The following is a 22944-nucleotide window of genomic DNA, read 5'->3' as shown; positions in this document are numbered from 1 at the left end:
CGGCGCCACTGTCGAAGCCCAACGAACTGGGGTTGAACCTGGGGACTGTTGGGCTTCGCTACGCTCAGCGCCAACCTGCGGGCGGATTCATAGGTTGGGTTGAGACGGCCTCATCGTCGAAGCCCAACGGGCCGGGGTCGAGGCTGGGCACCTTTGGGCTTCGCGGCGCTCAGCGCCAACCTACGGGCGGATTCCGTAGGTTGGGTTGAGACGGCTTTATCGTCGAAGCCCAACAAGGCGGGGCCGAAACCGGGCACCGTTGGGCTTCGCTACGCTCAACCCAACCTACGACGCCTGGTCCTGCTGGAACACCAGCACTTTGAGACCACCTTCGGCGTCTTCGTCGGCGAATTCCGGCGGATTGGCCAGGCGCTCGACGAAGGCCAGTCCGGGCGCCTCCTGGGCCATGCCGGCGATGAGGAAATCCGCGCCGACGCCGGGGTCGTTGACGCAGGCCAGCACCCGGCCACCGGGGGTGAGCAGTTCGGGCAGGCGGCGCAGGATGCGCGCGTAGTCCTTGGTCAGCGCGAAGCTGCCCTGCTGGAAGCTGGGCGGATCGACGATCACCAGGTCATAGGGCCCCAGCTTGCGCACCTTGCCCCAAGACTTGAACAGTTCGTGGCCGAGAAAGCTGACCTTGCCCAGGTCATGGCCATTGAGTCGGTGGTTCTCGCGACCGCGGGTCAGGGGCCCGCGGGCCATGTCCAGATTGACCACCTGGGCCGCGCCGCCGGCCAGGGCGGCCACCGAGAAGCCACAGGTGTAGGCGAACAGGTTGAGGATGCGCAGACCGGCGGCCTGCTCGCGCACCCAGCGGCGGCCCAGGCGCATGTCGAGGAACAGCCCCATGTTCTGGTGGCGGGTGAGGTCCAGGCCGAACTTCAGGCCGTCTTCATGGATGACGTGCTCGCCCACCGGCGCACCGATCAGCGCCTCGCTGGCCGCGTCCAGGCGATAGCGATGCTGCAGGAGCAGGCTGCGGGCGCCGCTGGCGCGCCACGCCGGGGTCTCGCCCAGGACGGTCAGAGTAGTGCGCAGGGCATCCAGCTCGGCGGCGGGCAATTCGCGAAACAGCCCTACCCGCACCACGCCTTCCAGCCAGTCCACGGTGAGTTGTTCCAGCCCCGGCAGCAGCCGGCCACGGCCGTGCACCAGCCGGCGCGCCTCGGCGGGTGGCGAATCGAGGGCGGCGAGCAGCAGCGCGGAGAGGTGGGCAAGGGTGGCGGTATTCATGGGCGGTCACGACGGCAAAGGAGCGGCATGCTACGGCAAAAGTACCGGGCTCGCCTCCCGGCGCAGGCCCGCCAGGTGTCTGCCGGCGATTGGCTACGACGGTATTTGGGCGCGCCGTCGCCAACGAACCGACCAGTCCGATGAAAATATGTCTCAGGCGGTAACGACTCGCAGTTGTATCCACTTTGTAAGCCGCTCTAGAATCCGCCTCCCCGAACCCCAGGACGATAACAATGCACCGGCTGGCCCCTGCTCTCTATCTGCTGCCCCTCTGTGCCCTCCCCCTCGCCGGTCATGCGCAGGAGCAGACGGAAGATTCGCCCCAGGCGCTGTCCGACCTCACCATCGTCGGCACGGCCGAATCACCCACCGGTCCGGTGCAGGGCTACAAGGCAGAGCGTTCCAGCAGTGCCACCCGTACCGACACCCCGCTGCACGAAACGCCCCAGTCGGTGAGCGTGGTCTCCCGCGAAGCCCTCGACGACCTCTCCGCCACCCGCCTGCAACAGGCGCTGGACCAGGCCGGTGGCGTCGGCCGCGGCAACAACTTCGGCGGCCAGGGCCTGACCAGCTACACGGTGCGCGGCTTCACCAGCTCCGAGTATTTCCGCAACGGCTTCCCCATGAATCGTGGCTATCCCAGCGCGCCGGATGCCGCCACCCTGGAGCGGGTCGAGGTTCTGCGCGGACCGGCCGCGACCCTCTATGGCCGCAGCGATCCGGGCGGCACCTTCAACGTGGTCACCAAGCAGCCGCTGGGCGAGCGCAAGACCACCCTTGGCAGCCAGTTCACCGACCAGGGCCAGAAACGCGGCACCCTGGACACCACCGGCCCGGTGGACGAGGACGGCCGCCTGGCCTATCGCCTCAACCTGATCGCCGAGGGCGGCGACACCTTCCGCGACGACGTGCACACCGAGCGCTACGAAGTCGCCCCGGTGCTGAGCTGGCAGGCCACCGACGCCACCCTCATCACCTTCGAGGCGGACATCATCCGCAGCAATGCCCCGCTGGATCGCGGCCGCACCAACTACCTGACCCAGCACGCCGAGGCCAGTCGCTCCACCAATGCCTGGGAAAAGGGCACCACCAACCTGCTGCACAGCGACAGCGAGGCCTATCAGCTGCGCTTCGAGCACCAGTTGAACGACGCCTGGACCCTGGCCGGCGGCTTCCAGTACCTCGACGGCAGCCTCAAGGGCAATGCCGTGGAAGCCAACGGCGTGCAGGCCGACGGCGTGACCCTCAGACGCAACTTCAACTACCGCAAGCTGGAGTGGAGCGACCGCGACCTGCAACTGAACCTGACCGGTCGCTTCGACACATTCGGCCTCGGCCACACCCTGATCACCGGGATCGAGGTGGAAGACTACGACTATCAGTCGATCATCCAGCGCTCTGACCCAGCGGTCTCGCCTTATCCAGTTAACCTGCGCAACCCCGTACTCGGTCAGCCGCGCCCGGCCCTGACCCTCATCCCCACCCACGACCACGAGACCCTCAAGACCTGGGCGGCTTTCGTGCAGGACCAGATCGCCCTCACCGAGCGCCTCAAGGTGCTGGGTGGCGTGCGCCTGGAGCGCTTCGAGCATGACTACGATAACTTCGTCGCCGGTGGTCAGAGCTGGTCCAACGCCGACAACGCCGTCACCCCACGCCTGGGCGTCAGCTATGACCTCACCCCGGAACTGGCCCTCTACGCCAGCGCCTCCAAGTCGTTCAAGCCCAACACCGGCGCAGCGTTCCAAGGCGGCGGTTTCGATCCCGAGGAAGGCAAGGCCTACGAGGTGGGCATGAAGTGGGCGGCACTGGACGGCCGCCTCAGCGTCGACACGGCGATCTTCCATACGGTCAAGGAAAACGTCCTGACCCCGGACCCGGCCAACACAAACTTCAACATCGCCGCCGGCGAGGTGCGCAGCCGCGGCTTCGAAGTCAACGTGACCGGCGACCTGACGCCCAGCTGGCGCATCCTCGGCGGCTACGCCTTCACCGATGCCGAGGTCACCAAGGACAACACCCTGGCCCGCGGCACGCGCCTGACCAACATCCCGCGCAATGCCGTCAACCTGCTCAACGTCTACGAATTCCACGACGGTGCACTGCGCGGCCTGGGCCTGGGTGCCAACCTCAAGTACGTGGGTGAGCGCGAAGGCCAGAAGACCATCGCCAGCGACTACACGATGGACAGCTACACGGTCACCGACCTCTTGAGCTTCTACAAGGTCGACGAGCACCTGCGGCTGAACCTGGACGTGCGCAACGTCTTCAACAAGGGCTACGACGAGAGTTCCTGGAACGCCTACAGCTATCCGGGCGAGCCGCGGACGGTACAGGCCGGTTTCACCTACACCTTCTAAGAGCCTGCTCATAATCTGCTGCGCGTCGGCCAAACCGCGTTGAGAAGGCCTTCGGAATGCTCATTTACGCTATGTAAACTCCGCTTCCTCAGGCCTTCTCGCCTTGTTTGGCTCTAGCTCGCGAGATTATGAACAGGCTCTACGACCCATTGAAAATCAGGCCTCGCTGAAGGCCTGACCGGTCAGCGGCTGCACCACCGGGCGGCCCTGGCGGTCGTGGAGGATGTCCACCGCCACGCCGTAGGTGGCTTCCAGCAGGTCGGCGGTGACGATGGCGGCGGGTCGGCCGGCGGCCAGCAGGCCACCGTTGACCAGCACCAGCAGCGAATCGGCGTACTGGCAGGCCAGGTTGAGATCGTGCAGCACCACCACGGTCACCTGATTGTGCAATCGGGTCTCGTGGCGTACCCGATCGAGCAGGTTGATCTGGTGCCGCAGATCCAGGGCGCTGACCGGTTCATCCAGCAGCATCACCTCGGGTTCGCGCATCAGCACCTGGGCAAAGAACACCAGCTGCCGCTGACCGCCACTCAGGGCACCCAGCTGACGCGAGGCCAGATGGCCGATGCCCACCTCGTCGAGCTTGCCCAGCGCCCGCTCCAGCAGCTCATCGTCCAGGTGCAGGGTCAGCCGTTCCAGGCTGCCCATGGCCACCGTCTCCAGCACCGACAGCGCCGCCTCGGCATGGGAATCCTGGGGCATATAGGCCACGCCCTGGCGCCAGCCCTCGCGCTGAGCGCGGAGCGAAGCCCCCGCCACCAGCCGCCTTTCCCCGCGTTCGATATGACCCGCCGCCAGCGGCAGGTCACCGGCCAGGGCGCGCAGCAGGGTGGTCTTGCCGGTGCCATTGGGGCCGAGGATCACATGCACCTGCCCTGCGTGCAGCTCGGTGCAGAGTCCGGAGATCACGGTGCGGTCGCCGCGCTTCAGCGCGAGGTCCTGGAGGCGGATCATGGGCTGGACCTGCGCGGGGCGAAGATGAGCCAGAGCAGAAAGGGCACCCCGACGATGGCGGTGACGATGCCCACCGGAAACAGCGCCCCGGGCAGGATCGACTTGGACAGCACCGAGGCAGAGGACAGCATCAGGGCGCCGCAGATGGCCGACAGCGGCAGCAGGAAGCGCTGATCCTCCCCCACCTGCCAACGGGCGATATGGGGCGCGACCAGGCCGACGAAGCCGATCACCCCGACGAAGCTGGTGGCCGTCGCGGTCATCACCGCCACCAGGATCAGCACCTTGAGGCGCAGGCGGCGGATGTCCACGCCGAGGCTCTCGGCACGGGCCTCGCCTAGGCGCAGGGCTGCCAGCTTCCAGGCATCGCGCAAGAGCAGGAGGCAGCACAGCAGGGTCACTCCGGCGACGATGGCCAGGGTGGTCCAGGTGGCGCGGCCGAGGCTGCCGAACAGCCAGAAGAGGATCTGCTGGGAGAGCTCCGGCGAGGAGAGGAACTGCACCAGCGACAGCAGCGACTGGAAGAGGAACAGCAGGGCGATGCCGCCGAGGATGATGGTGTCGCTGCCGGTGCGCTTGAGCGAGGCCAGGGCGAAGAGAAACAGCGCCGCCAGCATGGCGAAGGCGAAGGCCCCCAGCGGCACCCCGATCAGCGCGCCCAGGCCGAAGCTGCCCAGTGCCAGGCTGAGAGCGGCGCCACAGCCGGCGGCGGCGGCCATGCCCAGGGTGTAGGGGCTGGCCATGGGGTTGTTGAGCAGCGTCTGCATCTGCGCCCCGCCCGCACCGAGGGCGGCGCCCACCGCCAGGGCCATCAGCGCCACCGGCAGGCGCAGGTCGCGGACGATGGCGTCGGTCATCGGCTGCCGCTCGCCAAGCCCGGTCAGCGACTTGAGCACCTCCAGCGGCGAGAGCAGCGACGGCCCGGTGGCGATGTCCAGCACCAGAGCCGCCAGGGTCAACAGCAGAAACACCGCGCAGGCGCGCCAGCGGCGACGCTCGCGGGCGCGCTGCTCGGCGATGGCGTTGCCGTGGCTGGCGCTCGCGGCCTCACTCATGGCGTCAGGCCTATGGCGAAGGTGCCCTGCGGCTGGATCGGCATGTAGCGGCGATAGTAGTCGCGGTAGTTGGCCATGGGATCCACGTCCTGGAACAGATCCGGATAGAGCTGCTTGGCGATGAACTGCAGCATGGCGAAGTCCTCCAGGCTGCGCGAGGCGCCCTGGTAGACGCCATACAGACGCCCGTCGCGGATCGCCGGCAGATTGGCCCAGCCCGGTCGCTGCATGAAGGCGCGCAGGTGGCTGCGGGCGTCGTCGGCGCTGACGCCAGGGCCCATGGGCAAGGCGGTGGGATTGCTGTTGTCCTCGCGCCCGGAGATGAAGATGACCTCCGGCTGGGCCATAAGCACTTGTTCCGGATTCATCACCCCCCACCACTGGATGAAGGGCGCGGCGATGTTGTCGCCACCGGCCATGGTGACCATGGCGCCCCACATGTTGCGACCATAGGTGAAGGAGTACTCGGCCGGCCCCTTGTTGCCGAACTCGGCATAGACCCGCGGCTTCGGACGATGAGCGGCCGCGATGCGGGTCTGGATGTCCTCCACCACCTTGGCATAGAAGTCGGCCAGCTCGGCGGCGCGCGCCTCCTGGCCGGTGATGACGCCGAGCAGGCGGGTGGAGGCCAGGTGGCGCTCCAGGGTCTGGGCGTTGTAGTCGATCGCCACCACCGGGATGCCGAGTTGTTCGAGGCGCTTGACCTCGCTATCCAGCGCCTGGAATTGCCAGGCGGCCAGCACCACCAGATCAGGCTTGAGGGCAAGGACCTTTTCCACCGAGAAGCTGTTGTTTTCCGTCTCCCCCACATCGGGAAGGCTGGCCAGGGAGGGTCGGTGGGCGACATTGAGCGCCCAGTTGGCCGGCACCTTGCGTTCCCAGGCGCCGCGGGAGACACCGACCACGGCATCGAAGGCCTGCTCGCCACCGACCGCCAGGTAGTCGCCATAGTGGAAGCCCAGCACCACCCGCTTGGCCGGTGCCTCGATCGTCACCGTGCGCCCGAGAACGTCAGTGACCTGGCGGGTCTCGGCAAAGGCCGGAGCAATCAGAAAGCAAGCGATAAGCGTTACCAGCCGGACAGCCCACTGCCCGCTGCGCGCGAAACCTTTCATGGAACCCCTTGGACGTCTGCACCCGCTCTAAACGGGTGACTGCGGAGCATGCAAAGGGTGCAACTTTACGCGGTGGCAGCGCCTGCGCCTAGCGCCTGCCACCGGCAAAGGGGAAGCCGTCGACGCTAGGTGGCATCGGCGTGGCTGACCACGCCCTTGATCAATACCGCCAGGGCGGCAAGACCGGCCGGCAGGAGCAGCGCGGTGAGCACCTGGGTGAAGGTCCAGCCCAGGCCCAGCAGGGTCGCGCCCATCCAGGCGCCGGTGATGGCGCCGAAGCGGCCGATGCCGAGCATCCAGGACACCCCGGTGGCGCGGCCATGGGTCGGGTAGTAGCGCGCCGCCAGCGACGGCATGGCCGACTGGGCGCCGTTGATGCACATGCCGGCCACCAGCACCAGGGTGGCGACCAGGGCGACCTGGCCCAGGCTCTGGCCCACGCAATAGGCGAAGATCCCAGCCAGCACATAGAACAGGCCGATCACCTTGTGCGGATTGAATCTGTCCATGGCCCAGCCGACGAACACCGCGCTGAGCACCCCGCCGAACTGGAACAGCGCGCCGATCAGGGCGGCCTGCTCCAGGCTGGCGCCGGCGTCGCGCATCAGCGTCGGCAGCCAGCTGGTGAGCAGGTAGACGATCACCAGGCCCATGAAATAGGTCAGCCACAGCAGCAGGGTGCCGGCGCTGTAGTTGCGGTTGAAGATCACCGCGAAGACGTTGCCGGTCTTGACCGACTTCTGCTCGGGCACCACGAAGTGCCGGGCCTCGGCGGCCTCGCGGCCAATGGGCGCCAGCACCCGGCGGATGCGCTCGGCGCTCTTGCCGTGCACCACCAGATAGCGCGCCGATTCCGGCAGCCAGAGCAGCAGCACCACGGCCAGCGCCAGCGGCAGCACGCCGCCCAGCACCAGCAGGCTGTGCCAGCCATAGGCCGGGATCATCCAGGCCGAGACGAAGCCACCGCCGGCCATGCCCAGGTTGAAGCCGCAGAACATGCTGGTCACCAGCAGCGACTTGAGGCGCTCGGGGGTGTATTCCGAGAGCAGCGTGGTGGCGTTGGGCATGGCGGCGCCCAGGCCCAGCCCGGTGAGGAATCTCAGGATCACCAGCTGTTCGAGGTTGGCGCTGAAGGCCGAGAGCAGGCTGAAGCCGCCAAAGATGAAGGTGGCGACCACCAGCACGCCCTTGCGACCGAAGCGATCGGCCAGGGGCCCGGAGCCCAGGGCGCCAAAGACCATGCCGCCCAGGGCCGCGCTCATCACCGGCCCCAGGCTGGCCCGCGGGATGCCCCACTCCACCGACAGCGCCGGGGCGATGAAGCCCATGGCCGCGGTGTCGAGGCCGTCGAGAAAGACGATGAGAAAGCACAGGGCGACGATGCGCCACTGGTAGGCGGACAGTGCCTGGCGATTGATGAAGTGCTGGACATCCAGGGTGCCGGCTGTCGCCGTGGCCGAAGAATCGGCCAGGGGCACGGCGCCCGCGAGGGTTTGTGTCATGGTGGTCTGCTCGTGTTGTTGTTATCGGCGTAGTGCGCCACTGCGCCGACGTTAAGCCCAACCCCGAACAGCTGACAATTCGATTATCGGCGATATGGCCGATAATCGACCGGATTCGCTAGTGAAACAGCCGGGTGCTCAATTCCTGGCTGGCCGCCAGCAGCACCGGCAGGAAGCGCGTCTCCAGTTCCTGGCGACTGACCCGACTGGCGTGGGTGCCGACGTTGAGCGACGCCAGCACCTGGCCGGCGGCGTCTCTCAGGGGCACCGCCAGGGATCTCAGCCCCACCTCCAGCTCTTGGTCGACGATGACGTAGCCCTGCTGGCGCACCTGGCCCAGGCACGCGATGAGCGCCGGCGGCTGATAGAGGGTGCGGCTGGTCTTGGCCTGCAGGTCGGCGTGCTCCAGGTAGTCGTGCAGGGCGGCATCGTCCAGGGCGGCGAGCAGGATGCGGCCCATGGAGGTGCAATAGGCCGGCAGCCGGCTGCCGACGCTGAGGTCCACCGAGATCAGTCGCTGCGGCGTCGCCGAGCGGGCGATATAGAGGATCTCGTCGCCTTCCAGGGTGGCCATGGAGCAGGCTTCGTGCAGTTGCTCGCTGAGGCGATCAAGCACCGGTTGGGCGGTGACCGCCAGCGGCGTCGACGACAGATAGGCGTGCCCCAGGGTCAGCACCTTGGGCAGCAGCGAATAGGTGCGGCCGTCGGTGGTGACGTAGCCCAGCTTCATCAGGGTATGCAGGCAGCGGCGTACCGCGGCGCGGGGGATCTCGGTGCGATGGCTGATCTGGGCGATGGTCAGCTGGCGCTTGCGCTCCTGGAAGGCGTGGATGACCGCCAGGCCGCGGGCCAGGGAGGTCATGAAGTTCGGGTCGCCGGTGAAGGCTTCGATGCGCTTGGCCGGCGAGGCAATGATGGGCGGCGCGGCCAGTGGCGGCAGGCCCGTAGCGTGAGCGGTGCGGTTATCGTCCATCGGACCGGTCCTCGGCAGGCTTTTGATCGATTATCGAGCGAGGGGGCGATTATCGCAATCGCATTTCTCCTGGTGCCCGCTGACGCGCCGGAGCTTCCCGGTGCATGCTGAGGCTTCCCGCCCAGCCGCCTGGATGCCTGCCGATGAAGACCCTGGAAGATCATCTCAGCCAGTACGCGAGCTACCACCGCGATCCGCGCAACATCGCCAGCCACTTTCCCGGCATCCTGCTGATCGTGCTGGCGGTGGCCATCCTGCTGTCGCGACCGGTTTTCAGCCTGGCCGGCTGGCCGCTGTCGCCGGCGGTACCGGTGGCCGGGGCGGTGGCGGTCTTCTACCTGCGCCTGGATCGGCCGCTGGGGCTGCTGATGGGCGTGCTGCTTGGTCTTGCCCTCTGGCTGGGTGCCGCGCTGGCGGCCCGGACCACGGGCGTCTGGCTGGGCTGGGGGCTGGGTCTGTTCCTGGTCGGCTGGGCCATCCAGTTCGTTGGTCACCACTACGAGGGGCGCAAGCCGGCCTTTCTCGACGACCTGGCCGGCCTGGCCATCGGCCCGCTGTTCATCGCCACCGAAGCGGTCTTCTGGCTGGGGGGGCGCCCGCAGCTCAGGCAGGCGATCGAAGAGCGGGCCGGCCCGGTGCGGCGCCGTCAGCCCAGCCGATAGCGGATCGTCGGCCGACCGTCGGGGCCGTCCAGCGTCACCTGCGCCTTCACCCCCCAGACCTGCTGGATCAGCGCGGCCGTCAGCACCGCGGCCGGAGCGCCTTCGGCGACCAGGCGACCGTCGCGCAGCACCGCCAGGCGATCGCAGAACAGCGCGGCCAGATTGAGATCGTGGATCGCCAGCACGCAGGTGGCCGGCAGGCGGCGGACCAGGTCGAGGATCTCCAGCTGGTGCTGGATGTCGAGGTGATTGGTGGGTTCGTCCAGCAGCAGTTCGCTGGGCTCCTGGGCCAGGGCGCGGGCGATCTGGGCGCGCTGGCGCTCGCCACCGGAGAGGCTGTGCCAGCGCCGTGCCGCCTTGTCGACCAGGCCGACCTGGGCCAGGGCGCGCTGACAGATCTCGGCGTCGCGCGCGCTCCAGGCATCGAGCAGGCCGCGATGGGGCGTGCGCCCCAGGCGCACCACCTCGGCCACCGACAGATCGGCCTCGGTACCGGCCTGCTGCTCCACCAGGGCGACCCGCCGTGCCAGGTCGCGCCGGCGCAGCTCGGCCAGCGGTGTCGCGTCGAGACTGACCCTGCCCTCCTCTGGCCGCCGCAGCCCGGCCAGCAGCCGCAGCAGGCTGGACTTGCCCGAGCCATTGGGGCCGAGCAGTCCGAGCACCCCGCCGGGCGGCACCGCGAGGGTCACCCCGGCGAGGATCGGCTGGCCGCCGGCGCTCCAGGCCACGTTCCGCGCGGCGAGGCTCATCGGACCTCCCGCGCGCGGTAGAGGATGAAGGCGAAGGCCGGCGCGCCGACCAGGGCGGTGACCACGCCGATGGGCAGAGTCTGCTTGGCCACCAGGGTGCGGGCGACGATGTCGGCCAGCACCATGAACAGCGCGCCGATCAGGGCGCAGGTGGGCAACAGCCGGCCATGCCCCGGACCGACCAGGAAGCGTGCCACATGGGGGATCACCAGGCCGACGAAGCCCACCGCACCCACCAGGCTGACCAGGCAGGCGGTGATCAGGCCGGTGACCGCCAGCAGCAGCAGGCGCAGCGGCCCCACCGCCACGCCGAGGCTGGCGGCGGCGTCTTCGCCAAAGGCGAAGGCATCCAGCGCCCGGGCGCAGGCCAGGCACACCAGCAAGCCAGCGAGCACCACCCCGGCGGCCAGCCAGACGTCCGGCCAGCGCACCCCGGCCAGGCTGCCGAGCAGCCAGAACATCACGCTACGTGCCTGCTCGGCATTGGCCGCGGTGGCGACGATATAGGCGGTCAGGGCATTGAACAGCTGGGACGCGGCCACCCCGGCGAGGATGATGCGGGTGCTGCCGCCACTGCCGAGAAAGGGCAGCACCACGGTAAAGGCCAGCACCGCGCCGAGAAAGGCGCCGAGGGACACGCCGAGCATGCCGCCACCGACCCCCAGCAGCATCACCAGCACCGCGCCGGTGGAGGCGCCGGCCGACAGCCCCAGCACATAGGGTTCGGCCAGGGCGTTGCGCAGCAGCGCCTGGAGGATGGCGCCGGAGACCGCCAGGCCGGCGCCGCAGCAGGCGGCCACCAGGGCGCGACTGAGACGGTATTCCCAGACGATGCCCTGGACGATGCGTTCCACCGGGTAGGGCCCCAGGCCGAGGCCGTTGGCGATGGCCTGCAGACTGGTCAGGGGCGCGATGGGCATCTCGCCGAAGGACGCCGCCAGCACCACGCTCGCCGCCAGCGCCAGCACCGCGGCCAGGCCCAGCAGCCAGCGCCAGGGCCGGGCCCCCTCGGCCGCCAGGGGCAGACTCATGGTTGCGGCTTGGCCAGGTCGGCGGCCAGGGTCTCGACGCTGTCCACCACCCGCAGCGAGGGATTGAGGGTCGGGGCGTCCACCACCAGCAGGTGGTTCTCGCGCACCGCGCGCAATTCGCGGGTCAGGGGATCGCTGCGCAGGAAGGCCAGCTTCTTGTCCACGTCATCGGCGGGATAGAGACGGCGGTCCATGCGCGCCACGACGATATAGTCGGGGTCCAGACTGGCGATGCGCTCCCAGCTCACCGCCGGCCATTCCTCGGCGCTGTCGACCACGTTGCGCAGGCCCAGGGCGCGGGCGATCCAGGCCGGCGCGCCGAGGTTGCCAGCAACCCAGGGATCCCCTTCCAGCCGCGGACTGGAAAACCAGAACAGCACCGAACGCCCCCGGACCCCGGCCGCCTTGGCCTGCTCGCCAGCGGCGGCGATACGGCGGTCCAGCTCGGCGACCAGCTGCTTGCCGGCCGGCTGCACATCGAGGATGGCCGCCAGTTCCTGAGCCTCGCGGGTCACCAGATTCATGTCGAAGGGCGCGCTGCGGCTGCCGTCGCTGTTGGAGTCGGCGGTCACCGCCTTGCCCTCGCAATCGCTGGGCGCCACATAGGCAGCAATGCCCAGCGTGGCAAAGCGGGGGAAGTCCGCCACCTCGCCGCCGGGTCCGACGTGATAGGTGTACTGGGCCGCCACCAGATCCGGCCGGGTGCCGACCACGGCTTCGAAGCTGGGGGCGTTGTCAGCCAGCCGCGGAATGCCCTTGCCCGCCGCCTGCAGGTCCGCGGGCAAGCCGCCGAACCAGACGCCGGTGCCCACCAGCCGCGCGCCCACGCCCAGGCGCAAGAGCAACTCGGTACTGGCCTGGCCCAGACTGACCAGGCGTTGAGGCGCGCGCTCGAAGACCAGGTCGCGGCCGCAGTTGTGGATGGTCAGCGGATAGGGGGTGGCCGCCTGGGCGGTAAGGGAGGCTACGGACAGCAGGCCGGCGGCGAGCAGCGGCAGAAGATGGCGAAACATGGACTCTCCTTGGGATGACGCGTCCCTGGTGGATGATGGATGTCCCCTGGCAAGGTCTGGCTCACTTCTCGCGAAGCTCACAGTGGCGCGACCGCGCCGGAGTTGCACCGGCTTCCCGCCAGGGAACGGAAAGGTCGCCGAGGGTGAGCCAGCGGCGACCAGGATTCAAGCACTAAATGTTACTTTATAACAATTCCGTATCGTACCAGCGCGGGGTATAGACCCATTCGCCGCCGTCGGCCCGCGGAAAGCGCCGGGTATGGCTGGAGCCGAGGATCACCAGGGTGCGCGAATCCACCATCTCGCTGCGCAGGGCGCCGAGGCTGGTGTATTCGAGACCGCCACCGGGACGGCCGACGTCGCGACCGAGGATCACCGGGGTGTTTGCCGAGCGGCAGCTGCGCAGGACGTCCAGCGCCCGGTCCAGCTGATGCGGTCGGGCCTTGGAGATGGGATTGTAGAAGGCCATGGCCAGGTCCGCCGCGGCGGCCTGGCGCAGGCGCTGCTCGATCACCGTCCAGGACTTGAGGTTGTCGGACAGGGAGATCAGGCAGAAGTCGTGACCCAGCGGCGCCCCGGCCAGGGCGGCGCTGGCCATGGCCGCGGTGATGCCTGGCAGGATCTCCAGCTCCACCGCCGCCCAGCGCGGGTCGGCGGCGCCCTCCAGCACCTCCAGCACCGCGGCGGCCATGGCGAAGACGCCCGGATCGCCGGACGACACCATCACCACCTGGCGCCCGCTAGCGGCCAGTTCGAAGGCATGGCGGGCGCGCTGCAGTTCTTCGCGATTGTCGCTGGCATGGGCCAGCTGGTCCGGGCGCAGGGGACCGGCCATCTGCACGTAGGTGGCGTAGCCGAGCACGTCCTCGGCCTGGTCCAGGGCGCGGCGCACCACCGGTGCCATGAGTTCGGCCGCGCCGGGGCCTAGGCCCACCACACTGAGGCGGCCACGGCGCTGGCCGAGGTCATCGGCGTCCAGCGGCCGGTCATGCAGGTGCAGGGCGAGGCCCTGGGCCTGGGCCCGTGCCACGGCCGCCTGGGCGAATTCCGGGGTACGGGCGTCGACGAATCTCAGCGGCACCTCCAGCGTCTGGCTCAGCTCGGCCAGGCCGGGCGCGGCCATGTCGGCCGCCTGAGCCAGCAGCACCGCCACGGCCCCGGTGGCATAGCCGGTGCTGGCGAGCAGCGCGGTAATGGCGGCGGCGGTGGCATCGGCGCGTACCGCCACCAGCACGGCGCGGGGGTGGATCAGCAGGGTATGGTTGTCGGCGCTGGTCAGGGGCGAGACCAGGATGCGTTGCCGCGCCTCGGGATCGCGGGCCAGGGGCACCTCATCTAGCCAGGGCGCCTCGCCCTCGATGCGTACCGGGGCGCCGGCCAGCAGATCGGCGACCCGGTGCTTGGCCACGTCGACATCGGCCAGGGCATAGCCGGCCGGCGGATCGAGCAGGCAGGTGCCGAATCTCAGTTCACCGCTGGTGGTGATGGCCGGGGCCACGTCCAGCAAGGTACCCAACTGGCGAGCCAGGCGATTGGCACCGGCCAGGCCGCCCAGCAGCGGCACCACGGCGCTGCCGTCCTCGGCCACCGCCAGCACTGGTGGCTCGGCGGTCTTGTCATCCAGCAAGGACGCCAGGCTGCGGATGACGATGCCGGCGGCGCAGAGCACCAGCAGCGGGCGCTGCTGGCGATAGAGGTCGCGCAGGTGGTCGCCGAAGGCGCTGTAGCTGACATCGCCCTCGACCCGCCCGGCCAGGCCGTGCACCAGGCTACCCGGCAGGCCAGCCTGCAGGCGGCGGGCGGTGGCCAGGGCACCGGGGCCGAGGATGACGATGGCCGGGCTCAACCCTTCCATTTCACCCCCGGCACCACCACCAGCGAGAAATACGGCGAAGCCATGGGCTCGACGGCATCCAGCGCGACGATGCGCTGGTTGTCCATGGTGGCGCGCTCGATGTAGCGGGCGCGCTGGTCCAGACCCAGGTCGCGCAGCACCTGGCGCACCTTCTCGAAGTTGCGTCCGAGCTTCATCACCACGGCCGCGTCGGCGCTGGCGAGACGCGCCTTGAGTTCCTCGGCGGAAAGCACCCCGGAGAGCACCGTGAGGGTCTGGTTGCGATAGACCAGCGGCAGGCCGAGCATGGCCACGCCGCCGAGCATGGAGCAGACCCCCGGCACCACCTGGGCCTCGTAGCGCTCGGCCAGGCGGTCGTGCAGGTACATGTAGGAACCGTAGAAGAAGGGATCGCCCTCGCAGATCACCGCCACGTCGCGACCGGCGTCGAGATGGTCGGCCACCTGGGCGGCGGCGGTGTCGTAGAAGTCGGCGATCACCGTCTCGTAGGACAGCGGCGGCGCCAGCTTCTCGGTGGTCACCGGATAGACCAGCGGCAGGCGCTGCTGGCCATCCAGCAGATAGCCCTCGATGACGCCATAGGCATTGCCGCCCTGGCCCGCGTTGGCCTTGGCCTTGGCGACGAAATAGGCCACCACCGGCGCGCCCTGCAGGAGGCGCAGGGCCTTCACGGTGATGAGTTCCGGATCGCCGGGGCCGACGCCCAGGCCGAGCAGGCGGCCCGCCATCACTCCACCTCCGTGGCCAGGGCGTTGACCGCGGCGGCGGCCATGGCGCTGCCGCCCCGCCGGCCGCGGACGATGACATAGGGCACGCCGCGGCTGTCGGCGGCCAGGGCGTCCTTGGACTCCCTGGCGCCGACGAAGCCCACCGGCATGCCGAGGATCAGCGCCGGCTTGGGCGCGCCGGCATCAAGCATTTCCAGCAGATAGAACAGCGCCGTGGGGGCGTTGCCGATCACCACCACGCTGCCAGCCAGGTGCGGCCGCCAGCGCTCCAGGGCCACCGCTGAACGGGTGTTGCCCTGGGCCACGGCCAGTTCGCGAATGCCTTCGTCGTGCAGGGTGCAGATCACCTGATTGTTGGCCGGCAAGCGGGTGCGGGTGACGCCCTCGGCGACCATGCGCGCATCGCAGAGGATGGGCGCGCCGGCCGCCAGGGCCGCGCGACCGGCCGCGCCGGCACCCGGGGAAAAGGCCAGGTCCTGGACCACGTCGACCATGCCGCAGGCGTGGATCACCCGCACGGCGAGCTTTTCCAGGTCGGCGGGGATGGCCGAGAGATCGGCTTCGGCGCGGATGGTGGCGAAGGATTGGCGATAGATCGCCTGGCCGTCGCGTTCGTATTCAAGCATCACTGGGACTCCGGGCCAGCCAGGCGGCGGCCTCGTCGAGGGATAGATGGGTGGCGCGCCGCCGGCCCGGACCGGGCTGGGTGGCGTCGCGCACGAAGAGGTCATAGCGGCCGGGAGCCACCGCCAAGAGGGTATGGGGTGCCTGGCCGGCCAGGGCGCAACTGCGCGGGCAACCGGAGAGATGCACCTCCACGTCCGCCGGCAGCCGCTCGGCCAGGCGCAGGGCATCGCCCTTGGTGTCGGCCTGGCCCTTGGCGCAGCCCTGGCTGCCGGTGCAGGCGATCAGCCGGGCCAGGGGCGCGGCGGGATCGGTGGTCAGCTCCAGGGTGGCCAGAGCGCCGAGCAGCTCGGAGGCCCTGTCGACCGGCACATCGGGCAGCAGCAGGCCCTGCCAGGGGGTCAGGTGCAGCGCGCCCTCGCCAAGGTGCTCGGCCAGGTCGGCGACGGCAGCCAGGCTGGTTGCCGGCAGTCGGCCCAGGGCGGGCTGGGCGCCGACCCAGCAGCGACCCGGCTGAAGCTGGGGATGGCTGCCCAGGCGCAGCGCGGTTGCGGCCGCCGCGCGTGGGCTGCGTGGAACCGGCAGCAGGTCCAACCCCGCCAGCAACTCTGCGACCGGGCACTGCGCCAGCAGCTGGCGCAGGCGGCCCTGCTCGGGACCGGCGAGATCGAGAAAGCGATGCAGCAGCCGCGCGACGGTCGCCACCTCCTGGCCCGGGGCGATCAATCCAACCGGCGCATCCAGCGGGATACCGGCGAGACCGAGCAGGTAGCCTTCGGGGCGAGCCGACAGCCAGACATCATGGGGATGATCGAGCCGCGCCAGGGCTTCGCCGCCGTCCAGTTGCAGGGCGAACTTGGGCGACAGGCCATGCAGTCGGCGGTCACCCTCCAGCAGGGCGAGCAACTCGGCGGCCAGGGGACGGACATCCTGCAACTGCTGAGGATCACGGCCTGCCGCCGGGCTGAGCAGCAGATTGCGCACGTCGTCGGCGGCCGGATCGGCCGGACCAAGGCCGGCGGCCTGCAACTCGGCCACCAGGGCGTCGGCGCCGTCCGGACGCACGCCGCGCAATTGCAGGTTGGCTCTGTTGGTCAGCTCCAGTACCCCGTTCGCCCAGCGCTCGCTGGCGGCGGCGATGGCCCGCGCCTGGCCTGCCGTGAGTCGCCCGCCCGGCAACTTCACCCGGCACAGGCCGCCATCGCGCGCGGGCACGATGCGCAGCAGCCCCGGACAGGCCGAAGGCCGCGGGACGAGGGCGGAAGGAGAGGGAGGATTCACGGCGGAAGGTCGGGCTGAACGGGGAAAGACGTTATTATGCCCGCTTTGCCCGACCCCTTGAAAACGCCCGGTCGGCTGACGTTCGATGAGGTGTGTTCATGATCCCCTGGCTGACCGTGGTGGGTATCGGCGAAGACGGCTACCCCGGCCTCGGCAAGCAGGCCCGCCGCGCGCTGCTGGACGCCCAGGTCATCATTGGTGGTCCACGCCAGCTGGCGCTGCTGCCACCCTGCCTTCGCGCCATCCGCGAGCCCTGGCCGCAACCATTCACCCTGGCCCCGGTCCTGGACCGCCGCGGCACCCCGATCTGCGTGCTGGCCAGCGGCGATCCCATGCTGTTCGGCGTCGGCGCGAGCCTTTCGCGCCAGCTGTCGGCCGACGAACTGCAGGTGCTGCCGGCGCCCTCCTCCTACTCCCTGGCCGCGGCTCGTCTGGGCTGGCCGTTGCAGGAGGTGGCGTTGATGTCGGTGGTGGCGCGGCCCCTGGCCGGGGTGGTGCGCCACCTGCATCCTGGCGCACGCCTGCTGGTATTGAGCAATGACGGCCACAGCCCTGCCGCCCTGGCCGCGCTGCTGGTGGACCAGGGCTTTGGCGCCAGCCAGCTGCAGGTGTTGGAGCACCTGGGCGGTCCTCTGGAGCGACGGATCAGCGGCCGCGCCCAGGACTGGTCGCTGGCGGAAGCAGCCGCGCTCAACCTAGTGGCCATCGAGGTCCTGAGCGAGACCGGCGAAGCGGGACTGCCGCTCACCCCCGGTCTGCCGGACAGCGCCTATCGCCACGACGGCCAGCTGACCAAGCGAGACGTGCGCGCCGTGACCCTGGCGCGCCTGGCGCCGCGCCCGGGCGAACTGCTGTGGGACGTGGGCGCCGGCTGCGGCTCCATCGGCATCGAATGGGCGCGCAGCCATCCCCGCTGCCGGGTGCTGGCCATCGAGGTCGACGCCGGTCGCCAGGCCCATATCCTCCACAACCGTGACCAGCTCGGCGCCCCGGCGCTGCAACTGGTCGCCGGCCAGGCGCCCGAGGCGCTGGCCGGTCTGGCCACCCCGGACGCCATCTTCATCGGTGGTGGGCTTACCGCGCCGGGCGTGCTGGACGCTTGCTGGACCGCGCTGCGCCCCGGCGGTCGCCTGGTCGCCAACGCCGTGACCCTGCAGACCGAAGCCGCCCTGGTGGCCTTTCGCGAACGCCACGGCGGCGACCTGACCCGCCTGCAGGTGGCCCAGGCCCAGCCACTGGGCGCCTTCGACACCTGGCGCGCGGCGCTGCCTATCACCTTGCTGGACGTGGTGAAGCCGTGAGTGGCCGTCGCTCGGCACAAGTAGAGAGGATGATTGGGTGTGCCTCCTTCATCCCTGAAGACTGTGAGCGGCGCCTGGCCCGCTCACCCCAACCCTCTCCCCGCGGGGGAGAGGGGGTCGCTGGGTGGTGGCCTGGAAATCTGGTGTCCGGGCTGACGCCCACGACGCTTGCTGAGCACGCTGCAATGACCGGCGGGAAAGCCGCCTACGAGACCAATACGCCTATTCCGCCGCTCGATCCCAGGCACTGGCTTTGCTCCCCTCTCCCCCCGGGAGAGGGGCCGGGGGTGAGGGCACGCCATGCATGACGAAGCCTCCGCCACTCTGACGGAAGACCGCCCATGAAGATCCTCCTGCTCGGCGGCACCACCGAAGCCCTGGCCATCGCCCGCACACTGCCGGCGAAGGCGATCTACAGCCTAGCCGGTCTCGGCCGGGTGCCTCAGGACCTGCCCTGCCAGGTGCGAGTCGGCGGCTATGGTGGCGCCGAGGGGCTGAGCGCCTTTCTCCGCAGTGAAGGCATCGACCTGCTGATGGACGCTACCCACCCCTACGCCGCACAGATCAGCCACAACGCCGCGCGGGCCGTTGCTGACGCTGGCCTCCCCTGCTGGGCGCTGCGCCGACCCGGCTGGCAGGCCGGACCAGACGACGACTGGCGCGAGGTGGCCGACTGGGCCGAGCTGCAGCGAGCCCTGGCACCCTTCGCCCGCCCCTTCTTCACCCTGGGTCGCGAGCCGCTGGAGCATCTCCAGGAGATCCCGCCCCACCAGTTCTGGACCCTGCGCCTGCTCGATACCCATCCCGGTCACGTCCGGGCGCGGATCATCGCCGACCGCGGCCCCTTCGCCCTGGAGGCCGAGCGCGCGCTCTTCGCCCAGGGTGACTTCGATGTGCTGATCAGCAAGAACAGTGGTAGCGCCGCTACCCAACCCAAGCTGCAGGTCGCCCGCGAGCGGGGCCTGCCGGTACTGATCCTGCGTCGCCCAGCCCTGCCTAGCGTCGATCGCGAATTCGCCAGTGTCACCGACCTGCTCACCGCCCTCGCCGAGAAAATCCCATGACCGTCCATTTCATCGGCGCCGGCCCCGGCGATCCCGACCTCATCACCGTCAAGGGTCAGCGGCTGATCCGCCAGTGCCCGGTGATCCTCTATGCCGGCTCCCTGGTGCCGCCCGCGGTGCTGGAAGGCCACCAGGCCGAGACGGTGATCGACACCGCTTACCTGGACCTGGAGGCCATCGTCGGCCACCTGGCCGCCGCCCATGCCCGCGGCCAGGACGTGGCCCGGGTGCATTCCGGCGATCCCTCGCTGTATGGCGCCATCGGCGAACAGATCCGCCGCCTGCAGGCGCTGTGCATTCCCTACGAGATCGTTCCCGGCGTGACCGCCACCGCCGCCTGCGCCGCCCTGCTGGGTTGCGAACTGACCCTGCCCGGGGTCAGCCAGACGGTGATCCTCACCCGCTATGCCAGTCGCACGGCCATGCCGGAAGGCGAGGCGCTGGCCGACCTGGCCCGCCACCGCGCGACCCTGGCCATCCACCTCGGCGTCGGCCAGCTGGAACGCATCGTCGCCGACCTCCTGCCGCACTATGGCCCTGCCTGCCCGGTGGCCATCGTCCACCGCGCCAGCTGGCCGGACCAGGACAGCGTCCAGGGCACCCTGGCCGACATCGTCGAACGGGCGCGGGACAAGGATTTCCGCCGCACTGCCCTGATCCTGGTCGGCGAGGTGCTGGCACCGGGAGATTTCCAGGATTCCAAGCTGTATCGGCAAGGACCGGGGTAGCACGCGTAGGTTGGGCTGAGGCGGCTCCTCCGCCGAAGCCCAACACCAGGCGGCATCGTTGGGCTTCGCTGCGCTCAATTCAACCTACAGGCGTCCTGCTCTAATACCCCGCCCCACCCTCGCCGCCGCTGACGATGGCCACGCCGGAACTGGTCCCCAGGCGGGTCGCGCCGGCGTCCAGCATGGCCTGGGCGGTGACGCGATCGCGCACGCCACCGGAGGCCTTGACGCCCATCTCCGGGCCCACCTCCTCGCGCATCAGCCGCACATCCTCCAGGGTCGCGCCGCCGTGGCCGAAACCGGTCGAGGTCTTGACGAAGGCGACCTCGAGGTCGCGACAGATCCGGCAGGCCTGGCGCTTCTGGGTTTCGTCGAGCAGACCGGTCTCCAGGATCACCTTGAGCGGTACCGCACCGCAGGCGGCCTGGACCGCGGCGATGTCGGCGGAGACCTCGTCCAGCAGGCCATCCTTGAGCCAGCCGATGTTGAGCACCATGTCGATCTCCCCCGCCCCGGCGGCGATGGCCTGCTCGGCTTCGAAGGCCTTGGCCGCGCTCAGCCCGGCGCCGAGCGGAAAGCCCACCACCGCGCAGACCTTGACCGCACTGCCGGCCAGTTGCGCCGCGGCGTGGGGGACCTGGGCGGAATTCACGCACACCGAGTAGAAGCCATGGGTACGCGCCTCCTGGCACAGGCGCTCGATCTGGGCGCGGCGGGCATCGGCGGCGAGCAGGGTGTGGTCGATGGTCTTGGCGAGTTCGCCGGGTTCAAGCTGCATGGGGCCTCCTCAGGCACGGGTAGCGTATGATCGGATCAGAATTCTTGGTTGGTGCGGCCTGCACCTCTAGTCGGACTCCCGTAGCGCACCCCTCATGGATAGCAAGAAAGCCGCTCGGCTCAAGCTGATGCACCAGGCGCTGCAGGATCAGCACGCCATTCACCTGCGCGAGATGGCCCAGCTGCTGGGTGTCTCGGAAATGACCCTCAGACGCGACCTGCGGCTCCCGCCGGACGGCCTGCGGCTGCTCGGCGGTCACGTCACCCGCGATGTCGGCGGCAGCGAGGCGCCCGGCTATCAGGTGGTGGAACAGGACCTGCGCCAGGTCGAGGAAAAGCGCCGCATCGGTCGGCTGGCCGCGGCGCAGATCCGCGCCGGCGATACCGTCTTCCTCGATTGCGGGACCACCACGCCCTTCGTGGTGGATTTCATTCCCGATGACCTGGAATTCACCGCCGTCTGCCATTCGCTCAATGTGCTGCTCAAGCTGCAGCAGAAGGTCAACTGCACCCTGGTGGTGTGCGGCGGGACCTTCCAGCGCAAGAATCAGATCTTCGAGAGTCGCCTGGAGACCGGGGTGCTCGATGGCGTGCGCCTCACCCACGCCTTCGTCTCGGCGGCCGGGGTGAGCGAGGACTTCGGCGTCACCTGCTTCAACTTCAACGAGGTCGAGGTCAAGCAGAAGGTCCTGCGCCAGGCCCAGCAGCGGCTGCTGCTGGTCGACCATACCAAGTTCGACGTGGTGCGCGCCGCGCATTTCGCGGCGCTCGACGACTTCGACTTGGTGGTCAGCGACGGGCGCATTCCGCGCAGCTATCGCGAGCGGATCGAGGCGAACGGCGCGCAACTGCTTACCTGATCCGCGCCGGGTCGGCCAGGCGCGCCAACAGCGCCTCGCGCTCGGCGGCGGCGAGATAGCCGGTACGCACGCTGAAGGCGCGCCGTTCACCCGGCTGCAGCTGTTGCACCTGGCCCTTGGCGGTCTCGGCCAGATAGCCCTCCGGCTCACAGGTCGCCGGCAGCACGAAGGCCGCCACCTGCTGATCGGGGTTGTGCAGCACCCAGCGCGTGGCATGGGGCAAGGCCGCCGGGCGATAGGCCGTGTAGAAGGCGGCGCCGTCCGGATGCTCCAGCAGGAAGTGCGCTTCCCCCGCCGCGTCGGTGCCCGGGGCATCGATGAAGCTGACGATTTCCGGCTGGTAGCGCGCGGGCGCATCCAGCACCCGCAGCCGCTCCGAATCTTCGGCCAGCTCGGCGATGAAGGCCTGCCAGTCGGCGGTCGGCCGCACATGGGCCGGCACGCTGGTACGCACCCGGGTGCGGGCCACGCCGAGCGGCTCATGGAAGCGGCCGCCAGGTACGTAGGCGTAGTTCATGTGCGCCATGTACATCAGGTCCATGGGCTGGCCGGCCTGGTTTTCCACTTCCAGGCCCAGCTCGAACACGGCGCTGTCCGGTCTCAGGGTCACCCTGGGCTGGGCGCGATAGCGATCGCCAAAGCCCATGGCGTAGTCATGGCGACCGCCCAGGCGCAGGAAGTCACCCTCAGCGTCCCGGCCCAGCTCCAGCCAGGCCTCGTCCAGCGGCGCGCAGGGCAGTTCGCCGTGCAGCTCGTGGCTGTCCTCCGGCGCCGGGCAGCCGTTGCGCAGCACCCCGGCGTGGAACATGAAGCAGCCATAGGTCTCGATGATCCGCCGGGTTGGCCGCGGCTGGTCGAACAATCCGGGCATGGTCAGGCGGCAGCCGTCGAAGCTGGCGTCCCAGACCATCTGCCCCTGGTAGGGCAGTACGATCAGCCGGCCACGGCGATTCTCCAGCGCCAGGGCGCGCACCCCGGAGGGATAGGTCCAGGCGCGCACCTGGAAGGCGTCGCTGGCGAGCAGGGTACGCTCGCACGCGGTGAATTGCTCAGGCTGCAGGGGCAGGCGTACGGACATG

The 22944-nt window shown here is 69.4% G+C and carries 21 protein-coding genes and 1 riboswitch; of the genes, 6 read left to right on the top strand and 15 right to left on the bottom strand.

Annotated elements, in window-relative coordinates:
- Positions 1-285: 285 nt before the first annotated feature.
- Positions 286-1233: a class I SAM-dependent methyltransferase gene (locus tag QE444_RS05535; RefSeq protein ID WP_273862810.1), complete on the bottom strand. Its 948-nt coding sequence runs from the start codon at positions 1231-1233 to the stop codon at positions 286-288.
- 233 nt (positions 1234-1466) lie between these two features.
- On the opposite strand from QE444_RS05535, the gene QE444_RS05530 reads away from it, so the two are divergent.
- On the top strand, positions 1467-3593 hold the full coding sequence (locus tag QE444_RS05530) for a TonB-dependent siderophore receptor (protein WP_309737509.1): 2127 nt from the start codon (positions 1467-1469) through the stop codon (positions 3591-3593).
- A gap of 156 nt (positions 3594-3749) precedes the next feature.
- On the opposite strand, the gene QE444_RS05525 is transcribed toward QE444_RS05530, so the two are convergent.
- The 5 genes from QE444_RS05525 to QE444_RS05505 all read right to left on the bottom strand — a co-directional run bounded on the left by QE444_RS05525 (position 3750) and on the right by QE444_RS05505 (position 9192).
- On the bottom strand, positions 3750-4547 hold the full coding sequence (locus QE444_RS05525) for an ABC transporter ATP-binding protein (RefSeq protein ID WP_309737508.1): 798 nt from the start codon (positions 4545-4547) through the stop codon (positions 3750-3752).
- Positions 4544-5602, bottom strand: coding sequence for an iron ABC transporter permease (locus QE444_RS05520; protein ID WP_187981034.1), 1059 nt, complete (start codon positions 5600-5602; stop codon positions 4544-4546). The genes QE444_RS05525 and QE444_RS05520 overlap by 4 nt, the downstream gene beginning before the upstream one ends.
- Positions 5599-6717, bottom strand: coding sequence for an ABC transporter substrate-binding protein (locus QE444_RS05515; protein WP_309737507.1), 1119 nt, complete (start codon positions 6715-6717; stop codon positions 5599-5601). The genes QE444_RS05520 and QE444_RS05515 overlap by 4 nt, the downstream gene beginning before the upstream one ends.
- A gap of 125 nt (positions 6718-6842) precedes the next feature.
- The gene (locus QE444_RS05510) at positions 6843-8219 is read right to left on the bottom strand and encodes an MFS transporter (RefSeq protein WP_252977260.1); all 1377 of its coding nucleotides are present in this window, start codon (positions 8217-8219) and stop codon (positions 6843-6845) included.
- Between the two features lie 118 nt (positions 8220-8337).
- The gene (locus QE444_RS05505; protein ID WP_133862282.1) at positions 8338-9192 is read right to left on the bottom strand and encodes an IclR family transcriptional regulator C-terminal domain-containing protein; all 855 of its coding nucleotides are present in this window, start codon (positions 9190-9192) and stop codon (positions 8338-8340) included.
- A 143-nt stretch (positions 9193-9335) separates the two neighbouring features.
- On the opposite strand from QE444_RS05505, the gene QE444_RS05500 reads away from it, so the two are divergent.
- Positions 9336-9854, top strand: coding sequence for a DUF962 domain-containing protein (locus QE444_RS05500; RefSeq protein ID WP_280311153.1), 519 nt, complete (start codon positions 9336-9338; stop codon positions 9852-9854).
- Here QE444_RS05500 and QE444_RS05495 read toward each other — a convergent pair.
- From QE444_RS05495 to cobG, 7 genes are all read right to left on the bottom strand, one after another.
- Complete coding sequence (locus tag QE444_RS05495) at positions 9839-10603, bottom strand: ABC transporter ATP-binding protein (RefSeq protein ID WP_280311154.1); 765 nt, start codon at positions 10601-10603, stop codon at positions 9839-9841. The genes QE444_RS05500 and QE444_RS05495 overlap by 16 nt on opposite strands.
- A complete protein-coding gene (locus tag QE444_RS05490; protein WP_133862284.1) occupies positions 10600-11634 on the bottom strand; it encodes an iron ABC transporter permease in 1035 nt (344 codons plus the stop codon). The genes QE444_RS05495 and QE444_RS05490 overlap by 4 nt, the downstream gene beginning before the upstream one ends.
- Positions 11631-12647: an ABC transporter substrate-binding protein gene (locus QE444_RS05485; RefSeq protein ID WP_309737504.1), complete on the bottom strand. Its 1017-nt coding sequence runs from the start codon at positions 12645-12647 to the stop codon at positions 11631-11633. The genes QE444_RS05490 and QE444_RS05485 overlap by 4 nt, the downstream gene beginning before the upstream one ends.
- Before the next feature lie 30 nt (positions 12648-12677).
- Positions 12678-12825, bottom strand: a riboswitch (cobalamin riboswitch).
- Between the two features lie 6 nt (positions 12826-12831).
- On the bottom strand, positions 12832-14502 hold the full coding sequence (cobJ, locus tag QE444_RS05480) for a precorrin-3B C(17)-methyltransferase (RefSeq protein ID WP_309737503.1): 1671 nt from the start codon (positions 14500-14502) through the stop codon (positions 12832-12834).
- Positions 14490-15230 (bottom strand): precorrin-2 C(20)-methyltransferase, encoded by a 741-nt coding sequence (locus QE444_RS05475; RefSeq protein WP_133862286.1) that lies wholly within the window; start codon positions 15228-15230, stop codon positions 14490-14492. Before QE444_RS05475 ends, cobJ begins: the two co-directional genes overlap by 13 nt.
- Positions 15230-15856, bottom strand: coding sequence for a precorrin-8X methylmutase (locus QE444_RS05470; protein ID WP_273808144.1), 627 nt, complete (start codon positions 15854-15856; stop codon positions 15230-15232). The genes QE444_RS05475 and QE444_RS05470 overlap by 1 nt, the downstream gene beginning before the upstream one ends.
- Complete coding sequence (gene cobG / locus QE444_RS05465) at positions 15849-17135, bottom strand: precorrin-3B synthase (RefSeq protein ID WP_309737502.1); 1287 nt, start codon at positions 17133-17135, stop codon at positions 15849-15851. Before cobG ends, QE444_RS05470 begins: the two co-directional genes overlap by 8 nt.
- Positions 17136-17233: 98 nt before the next feature.
- Between cobG and cbiE the strand changes: the two genes are divergently transcribed.
- The 3 genes from cbiE (at position 17234) to cobM (ending at position 20228) form a co-directional block, all read left to right on the top strand.
- On the top strand, positions 17234-18436 hold the full coding sequence (gene cbiE / locus QE444_RS05460) for a precorrin-6y C5,15-methyltransferase (decarboxylating) subunit CbiE (RefSeq protein WP_309737501.1): 1203 nt from the start codon (positions 17234-17236) through the stop codon (positions 18434-18436).
- Positions 18437-18777: 341 nt separating this feature from the next.
- Positions 18778-19500: a cobalt-precorrin-6A reductase gene (locus QE444_RS05455; RefSeq protein WP_309737500.1), complete on the top strand. Its 723-nt coding sequence runs from the start codon at positions 18778-18780 to the stop codon at positions 19498-19500.
- Entirely contained in the window at positions 19497-20228 is a 732-nt protein-coding gene (gene cobM / locus QE444_RS05450; RefSeq protein ID WP_309737499.1) for a precorrin-4 C(11)-methyltransferase, read from the top strand. Before QE444_RS05455 ends, cobM begins: the two co-directional genes overlap by 4 nt.
- Before the next feature lie 100 nt (positions 20229-20328).
- On the opposite strand, the gene deoC is transcribed toward cobM, so the two are convergent.
- Positions 20329-21006: a deoxyribose-phosphate aldolase gene (gene deoC, locus QE444_RS05445; RefSeq protein WP_309737498.1), complete on the bottom strand. Its 678-nt coding sequence runs from the start codon at positions 21004-21006 to the stop codon at positions 20329-20331.
- Between the two features lie 94 nt (positions 21007-21100).
- Here deoC and deoR point away from each other — a divergent pair, with 94 nt between their 5' ends.
- Positions 21101-21865 (top strand): DNA-binding transcriptional repressor DeoR, encoded by a 765-nt coding sequence (gene deoR, locus QE444_RS05440; protein WP_017642939.1) that lies wholly within the window; start codon positions 21101-21103, stop codon positions 21863-21865.
- Here deoR and QE444_RS05435 read toward each other — a convergent pair.
- Complete coding sequence (locus QE444_RS05435; protein ID WP_187981020.1) at positions 21858-22943, bottom strand: aldose 1-epimerase family protein; 1086 nt, start codon at positions 22941-22943, stop codon at positions 21858-21860. The genes deoR and QE444_RS05435 overlap by 8 nt on opposite strands.
- Between the last annotated feature and the right edge of the window lies 1 nt (position 22944).

This window comes from Pseudomonas sp. SORGH_AS_0199 (genome assembly GCF_031453735.1).
Classification (GTDB): Bacteria; Pseudomonadota; Gammaproteobacteria; order Pseudomonadales; family Pseudomonadaceae; genus Chryseomonas; species Chryseomonas aestiva.
This window is presented reverse-complemented; position numbering and strand designations above follow the sequence as displayed.

What these genes read in the sequence shown, in the direction of transcription:
- QE444_RS05535 (WP_273862810.1), bottom strand. Translation starts at nt 1,233, where the DNA reads ATGAATACCGCCACCCTTGCCCACCTCTCCGCGCTGCTGCTCGCCGCC.
- QE444_RS05530 (WP_309737509.1), top strand. Translation starts at nt 1,467, where the DNA reads ATGCACCGGCTGGCCCCTGCTCTCTATCTGCTGCCCCTCTGTGCCCTC.
- QE444_RS05525 (WP_309737508.1), bottom strand. Translation starts at nt 4,547, where the DNA reads ATGATCCGCCTCCAGGACCTCGCGCTGAAGCGCGGCGACCGCACCGTG.
- QE444_RS05520 (WP_187981034.1), bottom strand. Translation starts at nt 5,602, where the DNA reads ATGAGTGAGGCCGCGAGCGCCAGCCACGGCAACGCCATCGCCGAGCAG.
- QE444_RS05515 (WP_309737507.1), bottom strand. Translation starts at nt 6,717, where the DNA reads ATGAAAGGTTTCGCGCGCAGCGGGCAGTGGGCTGTCCGGCTGGTAACG.
- QE444_RS05510 (WP_252977260.1), bottom strand. Translation starts at nt 8,219, where the DNA reads ATGACACAAACCCTCGCGGGCGCCGTGCCCCTGGCCGATTCTTCGGCC.
- QE444_RS05505 (WP_133862282.1), bottom strand. Translation starts at nt 9,192, where the DNA reads ATGGACGATAACCGCACCGCTCACGCTACGGGCCTGCCGCCACTGGCC.
- QE444_RS05500 (WP_280311153.1), top strand. Translation starts at nt 9,336, where the DNA reads ATGAAGACCCTGGAAGATCATCTCAGCCAGTACGCGAGCTACCACCGC.
- QE444_RS05495 (WP_280311154.1), bottom strand. Translation starts at nt 10,603, where the DNA reads ATGAGCCTCGCCGCGCGGAACGTGGCCTGGAGCGCCGGCGGCCAGCCG.
- QE444_RS05490 (WP_133862284.1), bottom strand. Translation starts at nt 11,634, where the DNA reads ATGAGTCTGCCCCTGGCGGCCGAGGGGGCCCGGCCCTGGCGCTGGCTG.
- QE444_RS05485 (WP_309737504.1), bottom strand. Translation starts at nt 12,647, where the DNA reads ATGTTTCGCCATCTTCTGCCGCTGCTCGCCGCCGGCCTGCTGTCCGTA.
- cobJ (WP_309737503.1), bottom strand. Translation starts at nt 14,502, where the DNA reads ATGGAAGGGTTGAGCCCGGCCATCGTCATCCTCGGCCCCGGTGCCCTG.
- QE444_RS05475 (WP_133862286.1), bottom strand. Translation starts at nt 15,230, where the DNA reads ATGGCGGGCCGCCTGCTCGGCCTGGGCGTCGGCCCCGGCGATCCGGAA.
- QE444_RS05470 (WP_273808144.1), bottom strand. Translation starts at nt 15,856, where the DNA reads ATGCTTGAATACGAACGCGACGGCCAGGCGATCTATCGCCAATCCTTC.
- cbiE (WP_309737501.1), top strand. Translation starts at nt 17,234, where the DNA reads ATGATCCCCTGGCTGACCGTGGTGGGTATCGGCGAAGACGGCTACCCC.
- QE444_RS05455 (WP_309737500.1), top strand. Translation starts at nt 18,778, where the DNA reads ATGAAGATCCTCCTGCTCGGCGGCACCACCGAAGCCCTGGCCATCGCC.
- cobM (WP_309737499.1), top strand. Translation starts at nt 19,497, where the DNA reads ATGACCGTCCATTTCATCGGCGCCGGCCCCGGCGATCCCGACCTCATC.
- deoC (WP_309737498.1), bottom strand. Translation starts at nt 21,006, where the DNA reads ATGCAGCTTGAACCCGGCGAACTCGCCAAGACCATCGACCACACCCTG.
- deoR (WP_017642939.1), top strand. Translation starts at nt 21,101, where the DNA reads ATGGATAGCAAGAAAGCCGCTCGGCTCAAGCTGATGCACCAGGCGCTG.
- QE444_RS05435 (WP_187981020.1), bottom strand. Translation starts at nt 22,943, where the DNA reads ATGTCCGTACGCCTGCCCCTGCAGCCTGAGCAATTCACCGCGTGCGAG.